General features: G+C 71.6%; 14 protein-coding genes. 8 read left to right on the top strand and 6 right to left on the bottom strand.

The window, feature by feature from the left end; all coding sequences use genetic code 11:
* Positions 1–70: 70 nt before the first annotated feature.
* Positions 71–829 carry a TetR/AcrR family transcriptional regulator gene (locus tag KBX71_RS13190; protein ID WP_210818208.1) on the bottom strand — a complete coding sequence of 253 codons (759 nt, stop codon included), beginning with the start codon at positions 827–829 and terminating at the stop codon, positions 71–73.
* A 109-nt stretch (positions 830–938) separates the two neighbouring features.
* Between KBX71_RS13190 and KBX71_RS13185 the strand changes: the two genes are divergently transcribed.
* Positions 939–2,138: a DUF418 domain-containing protein gene (locus KBX71_RS13185; RefSeq protein WP_210818207.1), complete on the top strand. Its 1,200-nt coding sequence runs from the start codon at positions 939–941 to the stop codon at positions 2,136–2,138.
* A 94-nt stretch (positions 2,139–2,232) separates the two neighbouring features.
* Here KBX71_RS13185 and KBX71_RS13180 read toward each other — a convergent pair whose 3' ends face one another.
* Complete coding sequence (locus KBX71_RS13180; RefSeq protein ID WP_210818284.1) at positions 2,233–6,705, bottom strand: HAD-IC family P-type ATPase; 4,473 nt, start codon at positions 6,703–6,705, stop codon at positions 2,233–2,235.
* Positions 6,706–6,923: 218 nt separating this feature from the next.
* Here KBX71_RS13180 and KBX71_RS13175 point away from each other — a divergent pair, with 218 nt between their 5' ends.
* From KBX71_RS13175 to KBX71_RS13155, 5 genes are all read left to right on the top strand, one after another.
* On the top strand, positions 6,924–7,184 hold the full coding sequence (locus KBX71_RS13175; protein ID WP_196928930.1) for a hypothetical protein: 261 nt from the start codon (positions 6,924–6,926) through the stop codon (positions 7,182–7,184).
* 58 nt (positions 7,185–7,242) lie between these two features.
* Positions 7,243–8,631 (top strand): MFS transporter, encoded by a 1,389-nt coding sequence (locus KBX71_RS13170; protein ID WP_210818206.1) that lies wholly within the window; start codon positions 7,243–7,245, stop codon positions 8,629–8,631.
* Positions 8,632–8,682: 51 nt separating this feature from the next.
* The gene (locus KBX71_RS13165) at positions 8,683–9,336 is read left to right on the top strand and encodes a GAP family protein (RefSeq protein WP_210818205.1); all 654 of its coding nucleotides are present in this window, start codon (positions 8,683–8,685) and stop codon (positions 9,334–9,336) included.
* 100 nt (positions 9,337–9,436) lie between these two features.
* The gene (locus KBX71_RS13160) at positions 9,437–9,631 is read left to right on the top strand and encodes a hypothetical protein (protein WP_124816139.1); all 195 of its coding nucleotides are present in this window, start codon (positions 9,437–9,439) and stop codon (positions 9,629–9,631) included.
* A gap of 95 nt (positions 9,632–9,726) precedes the next feature.
* Positions 9,727–10,275 (top strand): YbaK/EbsC family protein, encoded by a 549-nt coding sequence (locus KBX71_RS13155; protein WP_210818204.1) that lies wholly within the window; start codon positions 9,727–9,729, stop codon positions 10,273–10,275.
* 74 nt (positions 10,276–10,349) lie between these two features.
* Here the strand turns inward: KBX71_RS13155 and KBX71_RS13150 are convergent, their stop codons facing one another.
* Genes KBX71_RS13150 through KBX71_RS13135 form a run of 4 tightly spaced genes read right to left on the bottom strand, consistent with a single transcriptional unit; the run spans position 10,350 to position 13,728 of the window.
* Entirely contained in the window at positions 10,350–10,991 is a 642-nt protein-coding gene (locus tag KBX71_RS13150) for a DsbA family protein (protein WP_210818203.1), read from the bottom strand.
* Positions 10,992–11,011: 20 nt separating this feature from the next.
* Positions 11,012–11,440, bottom strand: a complete 429-nt coding sequence (locus tag KBX71_RS13145; protein WP_210818202.1) for a SufE family protein — start codon at positions 11,438–11,440, stop codon at positions 11,012–11,014.
* Between the two features lie 35 nt (positions 11,441–11,475).
* Positions 11,476–11,901, bottom strand: a complete 426-nt coding sequence (locus KBX71_RS13140; protein WP_196920390.1) for a CBS domain-containing protein — start codon at positions 11,899–11,901, stop codon at positions 11,476–11,478.
* 57 nt (positions 11,902–11,958) lie between these two features.
* Complete coding sequence (locus KBX71_RS13135) at positions 11,959–13,728, bottom strand: proline--tRNA ligase (RefSeq protein WP_210818201.1); 1,770 nt, start codon at positions 13,726–13,728, stop codon at positions 11,959–11,961.
* A 141-nt stretch (positions 13,729–13,869) separates the two neighbouring features.
* On the opposite strand from KBX71_RS13135, the gene KBX71_RS13130 reads away from it, so the two are divergent.
* Both KBX71_RS13130 and KBX71_RS13125 read left to right on the top strand, forming a co-directional pair.
* Complete coding sequence (locus tag KBX71_RS13130; RefSeq protein ID WP_210818200.1) at positions 13,870–14,400, top strand: SigE family RNA polymerase sigma factor; 531 nt, start codon at positions 13,870–13,872, stop codon at positions 14,398–14,400.
* Entirely contained in the window at positions 14,397–15,575 is a 1,179-nt protein-coding gene (locus KBX71_RS13125) for a PD40 domain-containing protein (protein ID WP_210818199.1), read from the top strand. The genes KBX71_RS13130 and KBX71_RS13125 overlap by 4 nt, the downstream gene beginning before the upstream one ends.
* The last annotated feature ends 108 nt before the right edge of the window (positions 15,576–15,683 follow it).

Here is a 15,683-nt window from a genome sequence, read left to right as displayed (position 1 = left end):
TGCTGATCGGAGCCCTGCTCGGCATCGTCGCTCTGATGATCGCCGCCGCCGGGGTGGTGACGGGGTGGGTTCAGGGGTCGGAGCGCGCGATCCGGACGGCGATGCCGTCGAGGATCAACTCCAGCCCGAGTGTGAAGTCCGCGTCGGCGATCGCCTCGTCGGGGGTGTCGGACGGTGGCGACTCGAACAGCGTCGAGGAGAACAGCCGGGCCGTCTCGGGGAAGCGGTCGGGATTGACCAGTCGCGCCAGCGCCCGGCCGTAGTCGCGTTCGGCGTCGGCCTGGCCCTGGCCTTCGGCTCTGCCCTCGGCGAGTTCGCCGTACTGCCGTACCGACTGCACCACGTAGCCGCTGATCAGGGACATCGCACCGATCTTGTGCGCCCAGTCCAGGAGAGTGCCGGACATGATCGCCAGCGCGGCCTCCATCCAGGCGATCTGATGCGGCCCGGAGGGCGGTCCGGCGGCGGGCACGCGCGTCAGCCACGGCCGACGCTGAAGCACCGCACGGTGCGCGAATGCCCAGCTGCGCAGCCCTTCCCGCCAGTCGGTGGTGTCGATGTCCGGGGGTGGGCCGAGTGCGGCGTCGGCCATGAGGGTGAGCAGCTCGTCCTTGGAACCGACGTGCCGGTAGAGCGACATGCTCGTGAAGCCGAGGCTCTTGGCGACCTTGGGAAGCGTCACGCCGTCGAGCCCGTCGCGGTCGGCGATCCCTACGGCCGCGGCGACGACCACGTTGACGTCGAGGGACGCGGGCCGCCCGAGACGCGACGACTCCGACATTCCCCACAGCCGGCGTAGTGGCGCCGGAACGAAATCGTCGCTGGTCATGGGCTCCCACGTTCGCCCGGAAAGGTTACGTCCACATCATGACAGACAGCATTAGTGTACGCGTGATACTTTCTCTCTGAAGCTAAAGGCGAGTCACGGGGAGACGACCATGAGCATTGACACCGCACCGCAGACATCGAGAGGGCCGGTGCTGCGCGCCGAGCGGGCTCTCGCGCCCGACCTGGCCCGGGGAGCAATGCTGCTGATCATCGCGCTGGCCAACGTCGCCGGAGTCGTCTTCGCCGGCGAGCCGGGCCTCGACGCCACGCCGGAAGGCGTCGACCGCGGCCTCAACTTCCTGCTCTTCGAACTCGTCCACGCCCGCGGCTATCCGGTCTTCGCCGTCATGTTCGGCTACGGGCTCGTCCAGCTCGCCCGCCGCCAGGACGCCTCCGGTGCCACCCCGAAGCAGGTCCGCTCCGTACTGTTGCGTCGTAACCTTTGGCTCGTCGTGTTCGGGTTCGCGCACGCCGCGCTGCTGTACTACGGCGACTTCCTCGGCGCGTACGGGATCGTCGGGATCGCGATGACCCTGTTTCTGCTCCGCCGGAGCGACAGGTTCCACCGCATCGTGCTGGTGCTCTGGGCGCTGTCGGCGGTCGAGATACTGGTCATCGGCGCCATGGTGGTGAGCGGCATCCTCGGCGGGTCGGGCGGGTCGGCCCCACTGCCGTCGGGCCACGTCGACTCGCTCGCCGCGTCCGGCTACGTCGCGTCCATGCTGGATCGCCTCGGCGAATGGCCGGTGCACACGCTGACCGTCCTGCCCTTCATCATGATCGCCTGGCTGGGCATGTGGGCCGCTCGCCGCCGTGTCCTCGAAGAGCCGGCCCGGCACCGGACCCTGCTCACGTGGACCGCCGCCCTCGGCCTCGGCGTCGCAGTCGCCGGCGGCCTCCCGGCAGCCCTGGTCAGTGCCGGATGGCTGCACGTCGACGAGTCGGCCGCCAGTCTGATGCTGCTGCTTCACGGGGCCAGCGGCATGTTCGCCGGACCGGGTTACGTGGCCGTCTTCGGCCTGATCGCCATGCGAGCCAACCGATCCGGTCCCGTCGTCGGTGCTCTCTCCGCACTGGGTCAGCGTTCCCTGTCGGGATACCTGTTCCACTCCGTGGCCTGGCTCGTCCTCCTGGCGCCCTTCACGCTCGCCCTCGGCGACCGGTTCGGCAGCCCCACGGTGACCGGTCTGATCATCGCGGTGGCCGTCTGGCTCACCACCGTCCTGATCGCCCGTCAGCTCGACGAGCGCAAGCAGCCCGGCCCCGCCGAGATCGTCCTGCGCCGCCTGACCTACCGGCCACGGACCTGATCGCCGCCGCATGAAACCGCCTCGGTGCTGGTGGGTCGGTGGACCACCAGCATCGAGGAATCGGCTTTCCACGGCACGCCGTTGGCGCGTCCGGTCAGTCGGCGGAACCACCGTCCGCCGCAGGCTCGGCACCGGATCCGGTCCGGTTATGGCGGGCCTCCGGGAGGCGTTCCACCAACTTCGTGAGCGCGCCGTTGGCGAAGGTCGCGCCGAGCGCCGAACCGGCCCCGATGGTCCAGCCCACCGGCCCGAGCGGGGTGCAGCCGAAGAACTGGCTCACCCCGGGTGTCTGCACCACCACGACGAGCACGCCCAGTGACGCCGCCGTGGAGGCCAGCACGGCCGGGCTGGTGCCGCCGGCCAGGATGGTCTGCCCGAGTTGGGTGCCGACCAGGGACACCAGGGCGACAGTGCCGGCCCGCTGGCGGCGCCCGGTGTAGCGGGCCAACGTCCAGCCCGCGGTCGCGCCCAGCGTGGTGGCCGCCGCCCGAAGCCCGATCTCTCTGGTGAGGCTCTCGCCGAGCGCCGTGTCCGGGCCTTCCCGGAGCAGCGCGTCGGTGCGGTCCGACGCGGGTGGCCGGACCGCGATGGCCAGCGCCGGCGCCAGGTCGGTGAGCAGGTTGACCAGCAGCAGTTGTCGTCCGGTGAGCGCGGACCGGCCGGTCGCCGCGGCGGTGAGCACGCTGAACGCGATCTCGCCGAGGTTGCCGCCGACCAGGATGCTGAGCGCGTGCCGCACCGACGACCACATCGCCCGCCCTTCGATCAGGGTCGCGATGATGGTTTCCAGCCGGTCGTCGGTGACCACCAGGTCGGCTGCGGCGCGGGCGGCCGGGGTGCCCCGTTGGCCGAGGGCGATGCCGACGTCGGCCAGCCGGATCGCCGGGGCGTCGTTGGCGCCGTCGCCGGTCATCGCCACGGTCCGCCCGCACTTCTGCAACGCCTGGATGATCCGCACCTTGTGGGCCGGGGTGCACCGGGCCACCACGTCGGTGTTGGCCAACCGCTCGGCGAGCGCGTCGTCGTCCAGTTGGTCGAGTTCAGCGGCGGTGACCACCCGCTGTTCGTCGTGCTCGCTGATGGTGGCGGCGATCGCCTCGGCGGTCGCCGGATGATCACCGGTGATCATGATGGTGTGCACACCGGCCTGCCGGATCCGCCGTACCGCCGGGGCGGCGCTCTCCCGCACACCGTCCGCGAGGGCCAGGAAGCCCACGAAGGTGAGCCCTCGAACGTCGGAATCGGTCACCTTCGGGTCGTTCACCGGGCACTCCGCGACGGCCAGGATCCGGTTTCCCGCACCGGCCCGGTCGGCGAGCATCCGCTCCAGATCGGCACGGCCGGCGTCGTCCAGCGGCTCCTGACGACCGTCGGTGCGTCGGGACGAACAGCGCGGCAGCACCGTCTCGGGAGCACCCTTGACGCTCAACAACAGGTGACCGTCAGTCTGTCCGATGCTCGCGTGGTAGCCGCGGGACGGCTCGAACGGCAGCCCTCCGGCAGCCCGCCACCCGGCGGCACCGGTCTGCTCCACCACCCCGGCCACCCCGGCGCCCCGCCGGACCGCCCGGTCGGTCTGCAACGCCAACTCCTCCGGATTCTTCGCGGCGGGAGTGGCCCGCAGCGCCGCGGCCAACGTCATCCGGAGTCGGTCGTCCAACCGGTCCACCGGGGCGTACCGGTCACCGACGCCGTCACCGACACCGGCGAGCAGCAACTTGCCCTCGGTGAGGGTGCCGGTCTTGTCGAAACAGAGCACATCCACCCGGCCCAGCGCCTCGATCGTGCGTGGGTTGCGGACCAACGCGCCGTGCTCGGCCAGCCGTCGGGCCGCGGCCAGCTGCGCTGCGCTGACCAGGAACGGCAGTCCCTCCGGCACCGACGCCACGGCGAGGTTCGCGGCGGTCGCCGCCGTTTCGGCCAGGGGTACGCCTCGAAGCAGGCCCGCGCCGGCCACCGCCACCGCCGAGCCGGCCGCCAACGGGATGGCGGCGCTGGTCAACGCGCCGAGCCGTGCCTCGACCCCACTGGCTGGGGGTGCCTGCCGTACCAGGGCCAGGCTGCGCCCGGCCTCGGTGTCGTTGCCGGTCGCCACCACCACGGCGGTGCCGTGCCCGGCGGCGACGGTGGTGCCCTCGTAGAGCATCGAGTGTCGATCGGCGATGGCGGCGGCCACCACCGGTCGGTTGGACTTGGCGACCGGCAGCGACTCGCCGGTCAGCGACGACTCGTCGGCCTCCAGGCCCACCGCCTCGAGCACCCGGCAGTCGGCGGGTACCGAGTCACCCGGTTCGAGGGTGATGACGTCCCCGAGGACCAGGTCTTCGGCGGCGAGAACCTGCTCGGCACCGTCCCGGCGGGCCCGTGCGGTCACCGCCGACCGTGACAGCAGCTCCGCCAGCGACCGTTCCGTGTTGCGCTCGTGCACCGCCCCGATCAGGGCGGACCCACCGACCACGCTGCCCACCAGTGCGGCGTCGACAAGTGAGCCGAACGATGCGGAGAGCACCGCCCCGGCGGCCAGCACCGGCGTGAGCGGGTTGGACAGCTCGTCCACGAAGGCGCGCAGCAGCCCACCACTTCCGGGTGCGCCGCCGCCGTTGCCTTCGGAGCCGTGGCGTCGGCGCTGCGCTTCGGCGCTGGCCAGGCCGTCCGGGGTGGAGCGCAGGTGGTCGAGGACGGTGCCGACGGGCATGAGGTGCCAGGCGGTTGCGACGGGTGCAGGAGTGTCCGACTGGTCGTGCAACCGGCGGGCCTGCCAGACCCCGTTGGCGAAGGCCAACCCGGCGGCGCCGTTGACCGCGACGAGCGCCCGATGTGGCAGCTGGGGCGGCGGGGCCGTGAACGCGCCCAGCGCCCCGAGGCCGGTGCCGGCCATGGCCAGCCGGATGTTCTGCTGGGCCGTTCGCCGGGCCACCCCGGTCGCCTCGATCACCAGCGCCACCACCCGCAGGTCGGCACCGACCAGCAGGTGCGCGCCCCACGGCGGCAGGTCCTCCGGCGCGGCGAACCCGAGACCGCAGTCGGACGCGCCGAGCGCCCTCCGGTCCGCGGAAACCAGCATCACCACCGCGCCGTCGCGCTGCAACGCGCGTACCGACTCGGCCAACTGGTCCCCGCCGGGGAGTATCGCGTCGGCGAAGCCGTACCGCTGTTCGTCTCCGCCGGCGACGACCAACCTCAGGCCGGCGTGTCGGGCGGCGGAGGGCAGGCCGTCGACGCCGGGCGCGGGTTCCGGCTCGACCCGCAACAGTGCGGCGAGTCGGTCGCCGTTGGCGAGGCCGAGGAGTTGGCCGCCGGCGGAGCGGAGCCGGGCCGCGTCCGGGATGTCGTCCGGGTCGTGCGCGGGCATCTGGTCCAGCGGCCCGAGCCGCCAGCCGTCCGCAGCACGGGAACCGCCCGGGTCGTCCGGGTCGAACAACGCGAAGGCCCGCTCGGCCACCTGGTCGACGTCCGCGTCGGACGCCGGTGCCAGATCGGCCAGTACGCCCCGGTCCGAGCCGAGCACCGCGGCGTCGAGCACGAGCGTGTCGATCCGGTCCAGTTCGCGAAGCACACTCCGGTCCATCGCGATCACTCCGCGCCGGGCCAGCATCCGGCCGAGCTGGGCCGCGTACCCCTCACGGCCGCTGCCGGGCGCCTTGGGTAGCGCGGACAGGCCCAGCGCGGCGGCCCGCTTCGGCCCGGCGAACGGCACCGCCGCCGCGCCGGCGGCCGCGCCCGCGGCGAGCATGCGGTTGATGTACCGCTCGACCGGGCCGTCCGGCTTCGGCCGGGGGCGTTCGACCACCGGCCAGCGGGCGGTGGCGCGTTCCGCGTCGCCGGTCAGTCGCGGCTCGGCCCGCTCCCAGGCGGAGAGTTGGGCCCGCGCCTCACCCCACTGCACCACCCGCTGCGCGCCGTCCAGGACGATCCCCGTCCAACGGCCGGTCAGGCCCTGCACCACCGCCTCGGCCAGCGGAAACAGGATGTCGGCGCGCGGGTCGGAGCGCAGCCGTTTGCCGATGAACTCGTGCAGCTTCGGCTGGAGGTCCACCGCGGAGAGCAGGCCGGCCACCTCACCGGGCAGCGGCGCGAACGGTAGGACCCGGGTGGCCGCCGAGATGGTCAGGCCCAGCGCGTCCGAGGCGAGCGCGCCGAGGGTTCGCGGGGTTCGCGGCCCCTCCTCCGGTGGGTGCGGCGGTGGGATCTCCGGATCAGGGTCATGATCGCAGGTCCGCTCTACCCGGTCGATCGTGGCGATCAGGTCGCGCAAGGTCGGCTCGGGCGTCTGGACGGCGACCACCACCCGGCCGGAGGGTGCGTTCACCCGGGCCCAGGCGACCCCGGGTATCCGCTCCAGCGCGCCCTCCACCTGGCGGGCCAGCCGGTTCCCGCCGTCCTGGCAGACACCGTGCACCTCGATGTGGTGCCGGCCCGGTCGGGACCAGACCCGACGCCGCGTCAGCCCGGCCGTCCGGGCCAGCCGGGTCGCGGCCGAGCTGACCGTCCGGGACGCCTCGCCGACGAGGTGCGGCACGCCGAAGGACGGCAGGATGCGGCCGGCAGCGCGACCCGCCGCCGTCATCGAGGCGTACGGCTGGATGGACGCCGGCCCGGCTCCCTGTTGCCGCTCGTCCTGACCTTGCCCATGTCGTCCTCCCACCGCGCTTACGTCCGGCGGCCTGGCTTCCCGACCTGCCATCCGTTATGCCCCCTGAGCGGCGGAATTTTCCGTCGTCGCTGGCGCATGGACGGGGTGGGTCGTGGAATCCGACGACCTTCACCGGACATGGGGAGGCCGGCATGAGCACGCTGACGCGACATCTCAACGGTTCACGCGAGAACGTCCAGATGTACAACAGGCGGTTTCAACTGCCGATGCTGGGTGAGGTGGCGGTGCCGCCACCGGACAAGGTCGTCTACTACGCCGGGCTGGGGGTGCTCGCCGCGCTCCAGGTCATCGAGTGGCCGATCGCTGTGGTGATCACCGCTGGTCACCTGCTGGCAGACCAGCATTTTTCCGGACTGGTGCGCGGTCTGGGGGAGGCGCTGCAGGACGCCTGACGAGAGCCGGGTCACCTGATGTTGACATGAATCCCGGTTGAGGTCGCATGCTCGGTCGATGCCGAGCACAACCGTCACCGCCGCACCCACCGCACCGGGACTCTTCGCGCCCCGGCTGCGCGCGATGACGGTGGGCAGCGTCGCGTTGATCTCACTCCTCGCGTTCGAGGCGTTGGCGGTCGGTACGGCGATGCCGACAGTAGCCCGCAGCCTGGACGGGCTGGCGCTCTACGGGATCGCGTTCGGTGGCCCGTTCGCCACAGGTGTGCTGGCGATGGTGGTCTCCGGCATCTGGTGCGACGCCCGGGGTCCTCGTGGGCCGATGTGGCACGGCGTCGCCTGGTTCGTGGTCGGTTTGCTGATCGCCGGGGCCGCCCCCGTGATGAGTGTGCTGGTCGTCGGGCGGGTCGTGCAGGGGTTCGGCTCCGGGCTGCTCTCGGTGGCGCTCTACGTGATCGTCGGGCACGCGTACCCGCAGGAACTGCACCGGCGGATCTTCGCGGCGTTCGCGGCGGCGTGGGTCATACCGTCGCTGGTCGGGCCGGCGGTCGCCGGCCTGATTGTGCAGTACCTGGGCTGGCGGTGGGTCTTCCTGGCGGTGCCGGCGGTGGCGGTGCCGGCGGTGCTGCTGATCCATCCCGGCCTGCGGTCGCTGGGCCGAAGTGCGACAACGAGACCGCCGGCAGGTGCGGCCGCGCGGGTCGGTTGGGCGTGCGGGGCCGCGGTGAGTGCCGCACTGCTGCACATCGGGGGTCAGCAGCGCGGCGCCACGGCCCTGGTGCTTGTCGCGTTCGCAGTGGTCGGTCTGCTGGTCTGCGCCCCGCGCCTGCTGCCGGCCGGGTTTCTCCGGGCGGCGCGAGGCCTGCCCACCGTCGTGGGGCTGCGCGGCCTGGCGTCGGCGGCCTTCGTGGGCGCCGAGGTGGTCATTCCGCTGATGCTCTCCCGGGAACGGGGCCTCTCGCCGACCGCGGCCGGGCTGGTCCTCACTGTCGGCGCGCTGGCGTGGTCGGTGGGCTCCTGGTTGCAGGGCCGGATGCCGGTGCCGGCGTCGCGGGCCAGCCTTCCGCGCGCCGGGCTGAGCTGCATCACGCTGGGCACCGCGACTGTCGCGCTGGCCGTCCGGCCCGAGCTGCCGGTGGCCCTCGCCGTGGTCGGTTGGGCGATCGCGGGTCTGGGCATGGGCCTGCTCTATCCGTCGCTGTCGGTGCTCACCCTGGAGTTGTCCGCACCGGGTGAGCAGGGCCGCAACAGCTCGTCACTGCAACTGAGCGACTCCCTCTTCGCGGCGACAGTGCTCGCGCTGACCGGGGCCGTGTTGGCGGCGGGAAGTGCGCCAGGCCCGGCCAGCTACACGACGACGCTCGTGGTGACCGCCGCACTGGCGCTGCTCGGGGCGTTGCTGGCCGGACGTGTCGTGGTGGGCGGGGGCGTGCGACCGGCCGGGTGATCCACGGATTCGGCCGCGTCCCACCTGCAAGTGCCGGAAGGATGACGGGCGATGAACTTCCTGACCATTCTGCCGCTCGCCGTGGTCATGGTCGCCGGTACGCAGTTGGTGGTGGCGGTTTTCCTGGCCTCGTCGGATCGGCCCCGGGCGTCGTCGCTGGGCTTCCTCGCGGGCGCGGGGCTGGTGGTGGCCGCCGGGGTGACGGTGGCGTGGTCGTTGACCCGGCTGGTGGGCGGAGTGGCCGCCGACGCCGCCGCCGTCGCCGGGAAGGTCGATCGCGGGCCCGCCATCGACCTGGTGGTGCTGGCCCTGCTGGTGATCCTGGCCGTGTTGATCTGGGCACGCCGGAACCGCTCCGGACCGCCGCGCTGGCTGGGGAGCATCGAGCACGCCGGTCCGCCGCAGGCGCTGCGTCTGGGTGCGCTGCTCTTCGTGGCGACGCCCACCGACGATCTGACCATGGCCACCGTCGGGGCGAGTGTGGCCCGCCACGATCTGCCGTGGTGGCACCTGGTGCCGTTCGTGCTGCTCACCGTGCTCCTGCTCGCGCTGCCCCTCTTGGCGTTGCTGCTGCTGGGGAGCAGGGCGGCGCGGGTGTTGACCCGGATGCGGGAATGGGCCGAGGGGCACGCCTGGATCGTCAACGAGATCGTGATCGCGTTCTTCGCGCTGCTGACCGTGTTGGACCTGATCCGCTCGGGGTGAACCGCCGTACGGACCTGGGCCGACCACCTGGCCGACACGTACGGGGGAACCGGCCGGAAATGAGAGCAACAACGGTTCACGTTCGTCTTACCGTGACGCCATGTTCGCTGTCGTCACCACTGTGATCCTCTACGTCTTCGGCTTCGTCTTCCTCTACGGCGTGATCCGGCTGGGTGTCCGGCACGCGTTCGAGGATCTGGAGCTGCAACGGGCCAAGGCCAAGCGCGAGGAGGAGTTGGCGGCTGCCCGCGACCGCTCCTTCATGCGCGACAACGCTTTCCTCGCCGGCAGTTGAGCGCCGGATCGATCCGGCCCGGGTCGGTGGCGTCACCGGGCGGGCGGGGATCCGCCGGGCGGTTCAGCGGTGCGGATGCGAGGATCGCACCCGTGATGGGAACGCTGAAGACCGAACCGGCCCGTGCCCGCCTGGATCTGCTCGCCCCGCCGGTCGCAGAGGCCATCGCGCAGTGGCCGGCCGACGCTCCCGTGGACGTCAACGACGTGCTTGTCGCGCCGATCGACGCCGACCTCGCCGACACCGCGGCGTTCTGCGCGGCGTACGAGGTGGGGCTGGACGTGTCGGCCAACTGTGTAGTCGTGGCGGGCAAGCGCGAGGGTGTGGTCCGCTACGCGGCCTGCATCATCCTGGCCACGACTCGTGCCGACGTGAACGGGGTGGCCCGCCGGGCGTTGGACGTCCGCAAGGCGAGCTTTGCCCCGATGGACGACGCGGTCGAGTTGACAGGCATGGAGTACGGCGGCATCACCCCGATCGGGTTGCCGGCCCAGTGGCCGATCCTGGTGGACGCGCGGGTCATCGCCACACCGCACGTGATCGTCGGGTCCGGCGTACGGCACAGCAAGATCGCGCTGCCCGGGCCGGCGTTGGGCGCGTTGCCGGGAGCGCGGGTGGTGGAAGGGCTGGCCAGGCCGGCCTGAGCAGGCATCGACATCGATGTTGTTGCACGTGAAACATCGTGATCATCGATGCCGGACGCCCGGCGGTTGGTGACTCAGTGTGCGTGGGCGGCGGATTCGCGCTGCTCGACCTCGGCGAGTGCGGCGAGCAACGTCTGCACCTCCTGCGCGCCGGAGACCGCGTACTTCCCGGCCAGGACGAAGGTCGGCACGCTGGTGATGCCCAGGTCCCGGGCGGCGGCCAGGCTGGCGGCGACCTCGGCGACACGCTCGTCGGAGTCGAGGAACCGGCGCGCGCCGGCCGCGTCCAGGCCGATCTCGCCGGCCAGGGTGGCCAGCGCCTCCCGTGACCCGACGTCGACTCCGTGGTTGAAGTGCGCCTGGTAGAGCGCCTCCACCATCTCGGCCGCACTACCCTGGTCGGTCGCCCAGGACACCAACCGGTGCGCCTCGAAGGTGTTGGCGATCACCGCGTGGTCGTAGTCGAGTCGCAGCCCGTCGGCCGCCGCGACCTGGATCACGTGGTCGACCATCTGCCGGGCGCGCTCCGGGCCGCCGAACTTACCGGCCAGCGCCTCCACCAACGGGCGGGGCTCCGGCACCGGCGAAGGATCGAGCTGGAACGGTCGGTAGCGCACCGTCACCTCGCCCTCGTAGCTGGCGAGGGCCTCATCCAGGCGGCGCTTGCCGATGTAGCACCACGGGCAGATGACGTCCGCGTAGATCTCGATCTCCATGATCGGTGGCAACCTCGTGGTCAGCCGAGTTGTTCCCGGATCTGCCGCTTGAGGCGGCCCAGGATCGCCGTGCCGCCGCGGATCCGCAGCGGGCTGATCGCCTGCGCCAGCCCCATCCGCTGGTAGAGGTCGTCCGGCACGGCCAGCACCTGCTCGGCGCTCGCCCCCGCCAGCCCCTCGGCGAGGATCCCGGCGAACGCCCTGGTGGTGGGCGCCTCCGGCGGGCAGTCGAAGAGCGTCTCCACAGTGCCTACCGGGGTCACCCGGGCGCGTAGGAAGAACGCCGTCTGACACTCGGGCACCTGCTCCATGCCCTCGCGCTCCGCGGTGCCCGCCGGGAGCGCCGGGAGCACGTCCGAGTACTCCAGGAGCAGCTCCAGCACCAGGTCGCGCGGCGCGGCGGCGAACTCGTCGACGATCTCGGCCAGTCGGGCCGGCATGTCAGCCATGCGTCGAGGCTACCGCCGTCGTGCCGGGGCCTCGGTCACACGGTGGGTGACTGCTCGCTGATCTCGCTGAGCGCGCTGGTGGGGTCGAGCTGCATGGCCAGGTCGCCGAGCGAGACGATCCCCACCAACTTGCGGTCACTGTCACAGACCAGCACGCGTCGGATGCCCCGATCCCGCATCAGCGCCGCCGCCTCACTCGCCGTGCAGTGCTGTTCGATCATGACGACCTCACGGGTGACGATCGAGCCGATGGTGGTGGCCGCAGGGGAGCTGTTCTCCGCCACGGCCCGCACCACGATGTCCCGATCGGTGAGCATGCCGGCGAGGCTGGCGCCATCGGTGACCACCACATCACCGATGTCGGCCTCCTTCATCACCCTGGCCGCCTCGTCCAGGGTGGTCTCGGCCGGCAGGTACACCACCTGCTTGGTCATCACATCGCTGACCCGGTAACCGGTCATGAGAGCCTCCGAAGACGTTTCCACCCGATCCGACAGCACTACCCGGTGACGTGGCAGCTACACCAGGCTCGCACGTTCCTGGCGCACCTCGTGGACGAGTCGATCCACCAGACCGTCCAGCGGCAGTTCGGCGCGCCCGTCACCGGCCCGCTCGCGCAGCTCGACGTACCCCTCGGCGAGTCGGCGGCCGACCACGACGGCCCGGGGGATGCCGATCAGCTCGGCGTCGGTGAACTTGACCCCGGCCGAGACGTGCGTGCGGTCGTCGACAAGCACCCGCAGGCCGGCGGCGGCGAGGCGCCCGCCGAGCTCCAGCGCCGCGTCGAGCTGCGGGCCCTTGCCCGCAACCACAAGGTGTACGTCACACGGCGCGATCGCCGCCGGCCAGACCAGCCCCCGGTCGTCGTGGTGTTGCTCGGCGACGGCCGCCACCGCCCGGGAGACCCCGATGCCGTAGCAGCCCATTGTCGGCCGGACCGGCTTGCCGGCCGGCCCGAGCACGTCGACCGCGAAGGCGTCGGTGAAGCGGCGGCCGAGCTGGAAGATGTGCCCGATCTCGATGCCCCGCCGGATGGTCAGCTCACCTGCCTCGCAGTCCGGGCAGGGGTCGCCGGCGCGGACGTCGGCCGCCTCGATGGTGCCGTCGGCTGTGAAGTCCCGTCCGCACACCACGTCGGTCGCGTGTCGGCCCGGCTCGTTCGCCCCGGTCAGCCACGCCGACCCGGTCACCACCCGAGGATCTACCAGGTAACGGATGCCCAGCTTGTCGAGCAGTTGCGGTCCGATGTAGCCGCGGACCAGCTCCGGATGGTCGGCCCAATCGTCGAAGACTGTCACCTGCGCGGGATGCAGCGCGGCACCGACCCGCTTCAGGTCGACCTCCCGATCACCGGGCAGCCCGATCACCAGCGGCTCGGCCCGGTCGGCGCCCGGCTGACGGACGGACAGCACGACGTTCTTCAGGGTGTCGGCGGCGGTCCAGCCGTCCCGACCGCCCAACCGGCGGGCGTTTGCCAACTCCACAAGGCTCGCGATCGTCGGGGTCTCCGGAGTGTCGTGCACCTCGACGGCCGGCTGCGCGCTCGGGTCACCGGCGCTCGGCGCACGGGTGGCCACCGCCTCGGTGTTGGCCGCGTAGTCGCAGGAGACGCAGCCGACGAAGGTGTCCTCACCGACCGGCGTCGCCGCCAGGAACTCCTCCGACGCGGAGCCGCCCATCGCGCCGGACATCGCGTGCACCACCGCGTAGTCCAGACCCAACCGGTCGAAGATCCGCTGGTACGCGGCACGATGCCGCCCGTACGCGTCCCGCAGCCCCGCCTCGTCCAGATCGAAGGAGTACGCGTCCTTCATCAGGAACTCCCGGCCGCGCAGCAGCCCGGCACGCGGCCGCGCCTCGTCGCGGAACTTCGTCTGCACCTGGAACAGCGTCACCGGGAAGTCCCGGTACGACGTGAACAGGTCCTTGACCAGCAGCGCCGCCATCTCCTCATGGGTGGGCGCCAACAGGTGCTCGGCGCCGCGCCGGTCGGCGAGGGTGAAGATGTCGTCGCCGTACTCCGTCCACCGGCCGCTCGTGCGGTACGGCTCGGCGGGCAGCAGCGCCGGGAAGTGCACCTCCTGGTCGCCGATCGCGATCAGCTCGGCGCGTACGACCTCGGTGATCCGATCCAGCACCAGCTTGCCCAACGGCAGCCAGGTGTAGCCGCCCGGTGCGGCACGACGGATGTAGCCGGCGCGCAGCAGCAGCCGGTGGCTCGGCACCTCCGCGTCGGCCGGATCCTCGCGCAGGGTCCGCAGCAACAGGGTCGACATGCGTAGCAGCATCCGCGCAGCCTACGGGCGGTGCGGCATGATGAGCGATCCATTTCGATCCGAGCCGCGCCCGTCGCCGGCAACCATCGGCGCCATTGCTGGCGTCTGCAAGGACACCAAGCCCTCGTACCCCGACCTGAAGGATTGGCCCGTGTGGACCCTCTGCTGAGTGAGTTCGACTCGTTCGTCCGTACCCGCACGCCGGCGTTGCTGCGCTCGGCCTACCTGCTCACCGGCGACCAGCACCTGGCCGAGGACCTCGTCCAGTCGGCCCTGGCCCGGACCCACCGATCCTGGAACAGCCTGCACCACAGCGGCAACGCCGAGGCGTACACCCGCAAGACCATGTACCACCTACAGGTGTCCTGGTGGCGACGGCGCCGGGTACCCGAGTCGATGCCGGGCGACCTGCCCGAGCCACGCGGAGGCGGCTCGGCCCCGGACCACGCCCACCAGACCAGCCTGCGGCTGACCCTGCGGGCGGCACTGGCGAAGCTCTCCCCGAAGCAACGCGCCGTGCTGGTGCTGCGGTTCTTCGAGGACCGCACCGAGGCGGAGGCGGCGGACCTGCTCGGCGTCACGATCGGCACTGTGAAGAGCCAGACGGCCAAGTCACTGGCCAGGCTGCGCGCCGTCGCGCCCGAACTCGCCGAGCTGTACGTCCTGGAAGGGAGTACCCGATGAACGACCAGCGCCTCCGGCTCGACCTGACCGCCCTGGCCGACGAGGTCACCTCGGTCGACCTGCGGGACCGTACGCTGCGCACGTCCCACCGGCTCGGTATCCAACGGGCGGTGGCCACGTCGGCAGCCGCGCTGGTGCTGATCGCCGCGGCGGCCGGCACCGCCTTCGCCATCCGACCGGACCAGTCCCCGAGCCCGCTGCCCGCTGACACCCCGTCGGTCACCGCGACGCCGACGCCGACTCCCACCCCGACGCCGTCCACCAGCGCCGACGACACGCCCGGCGCCCCACCCAGCGGCGGGACCGGCACGAACACCCCGACCGTGGAGTTCGGCAAGCTCTTCTACGGCCCCGCCACGGTGACCGACGCGGAGACGGCGAACCTGAGGTCCTGGCGCCCGGGCGACAGCCCGGTGCGTCTGCTGGCTCTGCCCGAGCTCGCGGCGAAGGGCAACGCGAGCGTCTCGCCGGACGGCCAACGGGTGGCCTGGGTCGAGACAGACGACAGCAACGAAAGCACCCTCGTCGTCGCCGACGCCGACGGCTCCGACCGGCAGGAGATGCGCTCGGACGTGGCAAGCAGCTGCTCCCCGGTCTGGTCACCGGATGGGCGGCACCTGCTGTTCGTGGAGGCGATGGGGACGGGTGAGTCCGGTCGGCACGGAGTGCTGGACACCCGCAGCGACAAGAAGCCAGTCACCTGGTGGCCCGGGCGGCCCGGCGGCTGTCACGCCCTCTGGTCGGCGGACGGTCGGACCATCGCCATGGCCGTCGATGTCGGGATCACCCTCTATGCCGCGGACGGCACGAAGAAGCGGGTTGTCCCCGGCTTCTCCATGAACGGTTGGCGCAGCCACGACATTGCCAGCCTGTCCTCGGACGGCTCTCGGATTGCTCTGCTGCGGAGGAATCCCGGCGAGGAGTCCGGCGACATTGCTCGTGAACTGTGGGCCAACGCGGTGCTGGATACCCGTACTGGCAACCAGGTCACCTTGCCACTGGGTGGGCGCACCCTACGGCAGGTCTACTTCCAGTCGGACGGCTCCATGGTCGTGCGAGTCCAGGACGGCAGCGGGTACGCGGTGCTGTTGGTGGACGAGGACGGGAAGAAGGTCTCCGAGACCGCCGAGCCGGCGAGTCTGAAGGACGAGCAGATCCTGGCTGTCGTCGACTGACGATCGGCGCGAGATGGGCGGGTCACCCTCGGGTGGCCCGCCCTTTTGGCGTCTGCGCACCGCCAGCGAGTCGGTGTTGATCACGGTCAGTGAACTGCGGAAAAGGTT

It is taken from the genome of Micromonospora sp. D93 (assembly GCF_018070365.1).
Taxonomy (GTDB): domain Bacteria; phylum Actinomycetota; class Actinomycetes; order Mycobacteriales; family Micromonosporaceae; genus Micromonospora; species Micromonospora ureilytica.
This window is presented reverse-complemented; position numbering and strand designations above follow the sequence as displayed.

Excerpts from the sequence above, each read along its gene's own strand:
- KBX71_RS13190 (WP_210818208.1), bottom strand. The coding sequence starts at position 829 with ATGACCAGCGACGATTTCGTTCCGGCGCCACTACGCCGGCTGTGGGGA.
- KBX71_RS13185 (WP_210818207.1), top strand. The coding sequence starts at position 939 with ATGAGCATTGACACCGCACCGCAGACATCGAGAGGGCCGGTGCTGCGC.
- KBX71_RS13180 (WP_210818284.1), bottom strand. The coding sequence starts at position 6,705 with ATGACGGCGGCGGGTCGCGCTGCCGGCCGCATCCTGCCGTCCTTCGGC.
- KBX71_RS13175 (WP_196928930.1), top strand. The coding sequence starts at position 6,924 with ATGAGCACGCTGACGCGACATCTCAACGGTTCACGCGAGAACGTCCAG.
- KBX71_RS13170 (WP_210818206.1), top strand. The coding sequence starts at position 7,243 with ATGCCGAGCACAACCGTCACCGCCGCACCCACCGCACCGGGACTCTTC.
- KBX71_RS13165 (WP_210818205.1), top strand. The coding sequence starts at position 8,683 with ATGAACTTCCTGACCATTCTGCCGCTCGCCGTGGTCATGGTCGCCGGT.
- KBX71_RS13160 (WP_124816139.1), top strand. The coding sequence starts at position 9,437 with ATGTTCGCTGTCGTCACCACTGTGATCCTCTACGTCTTCGGCTTCGTC.
- KBX71_RS13155 (WP_210818204.1), top strand. The coding sequence starts at position 9,727 with ATGGGAACGCTGAAGACCGAACCGGCCCGTGCCCGCCTGGATCTGCTC.
- KBX71_RS13150 (WP_210818203.1), bottom strand. The coding sequence starts at position 10,991 with ATGGAGATCGAGATCTACGCGGACGTCATCTGCCCGTGGTGCTACATC.
- KBX71_RS13145 (WP_210818202.1), bottom strand. The coding sequence starts at position 11,440 with ATGGCTGACATGCCGGCCCGACTGGCCGAGATCGTCGACGAGTTCGCC.
- KBX71_RS13140 (WP_196920390.1), bottom strand. The coding sequence starts at position 11,901 with ATGACCGGTTACCGGGTCAGCGATGTGATGACCAAGCAGGTGGTGTAC.
- KBX71_RS13135 (WP_210818201.1), bottom strand. The coding sequence starts at position 13,728 with ATGCTGCTACGCATGTCGACCCTGTTGCTGCGGACCCTGCGCGAGGAT.
- KBX71_RS13125 (WP_210818199.1), top strand. The coding sequence starts at position 14,397 with ATGAACGACCAGCGCCTCCGGCTCGACCTGACCGCCCTGGCCGACGAG.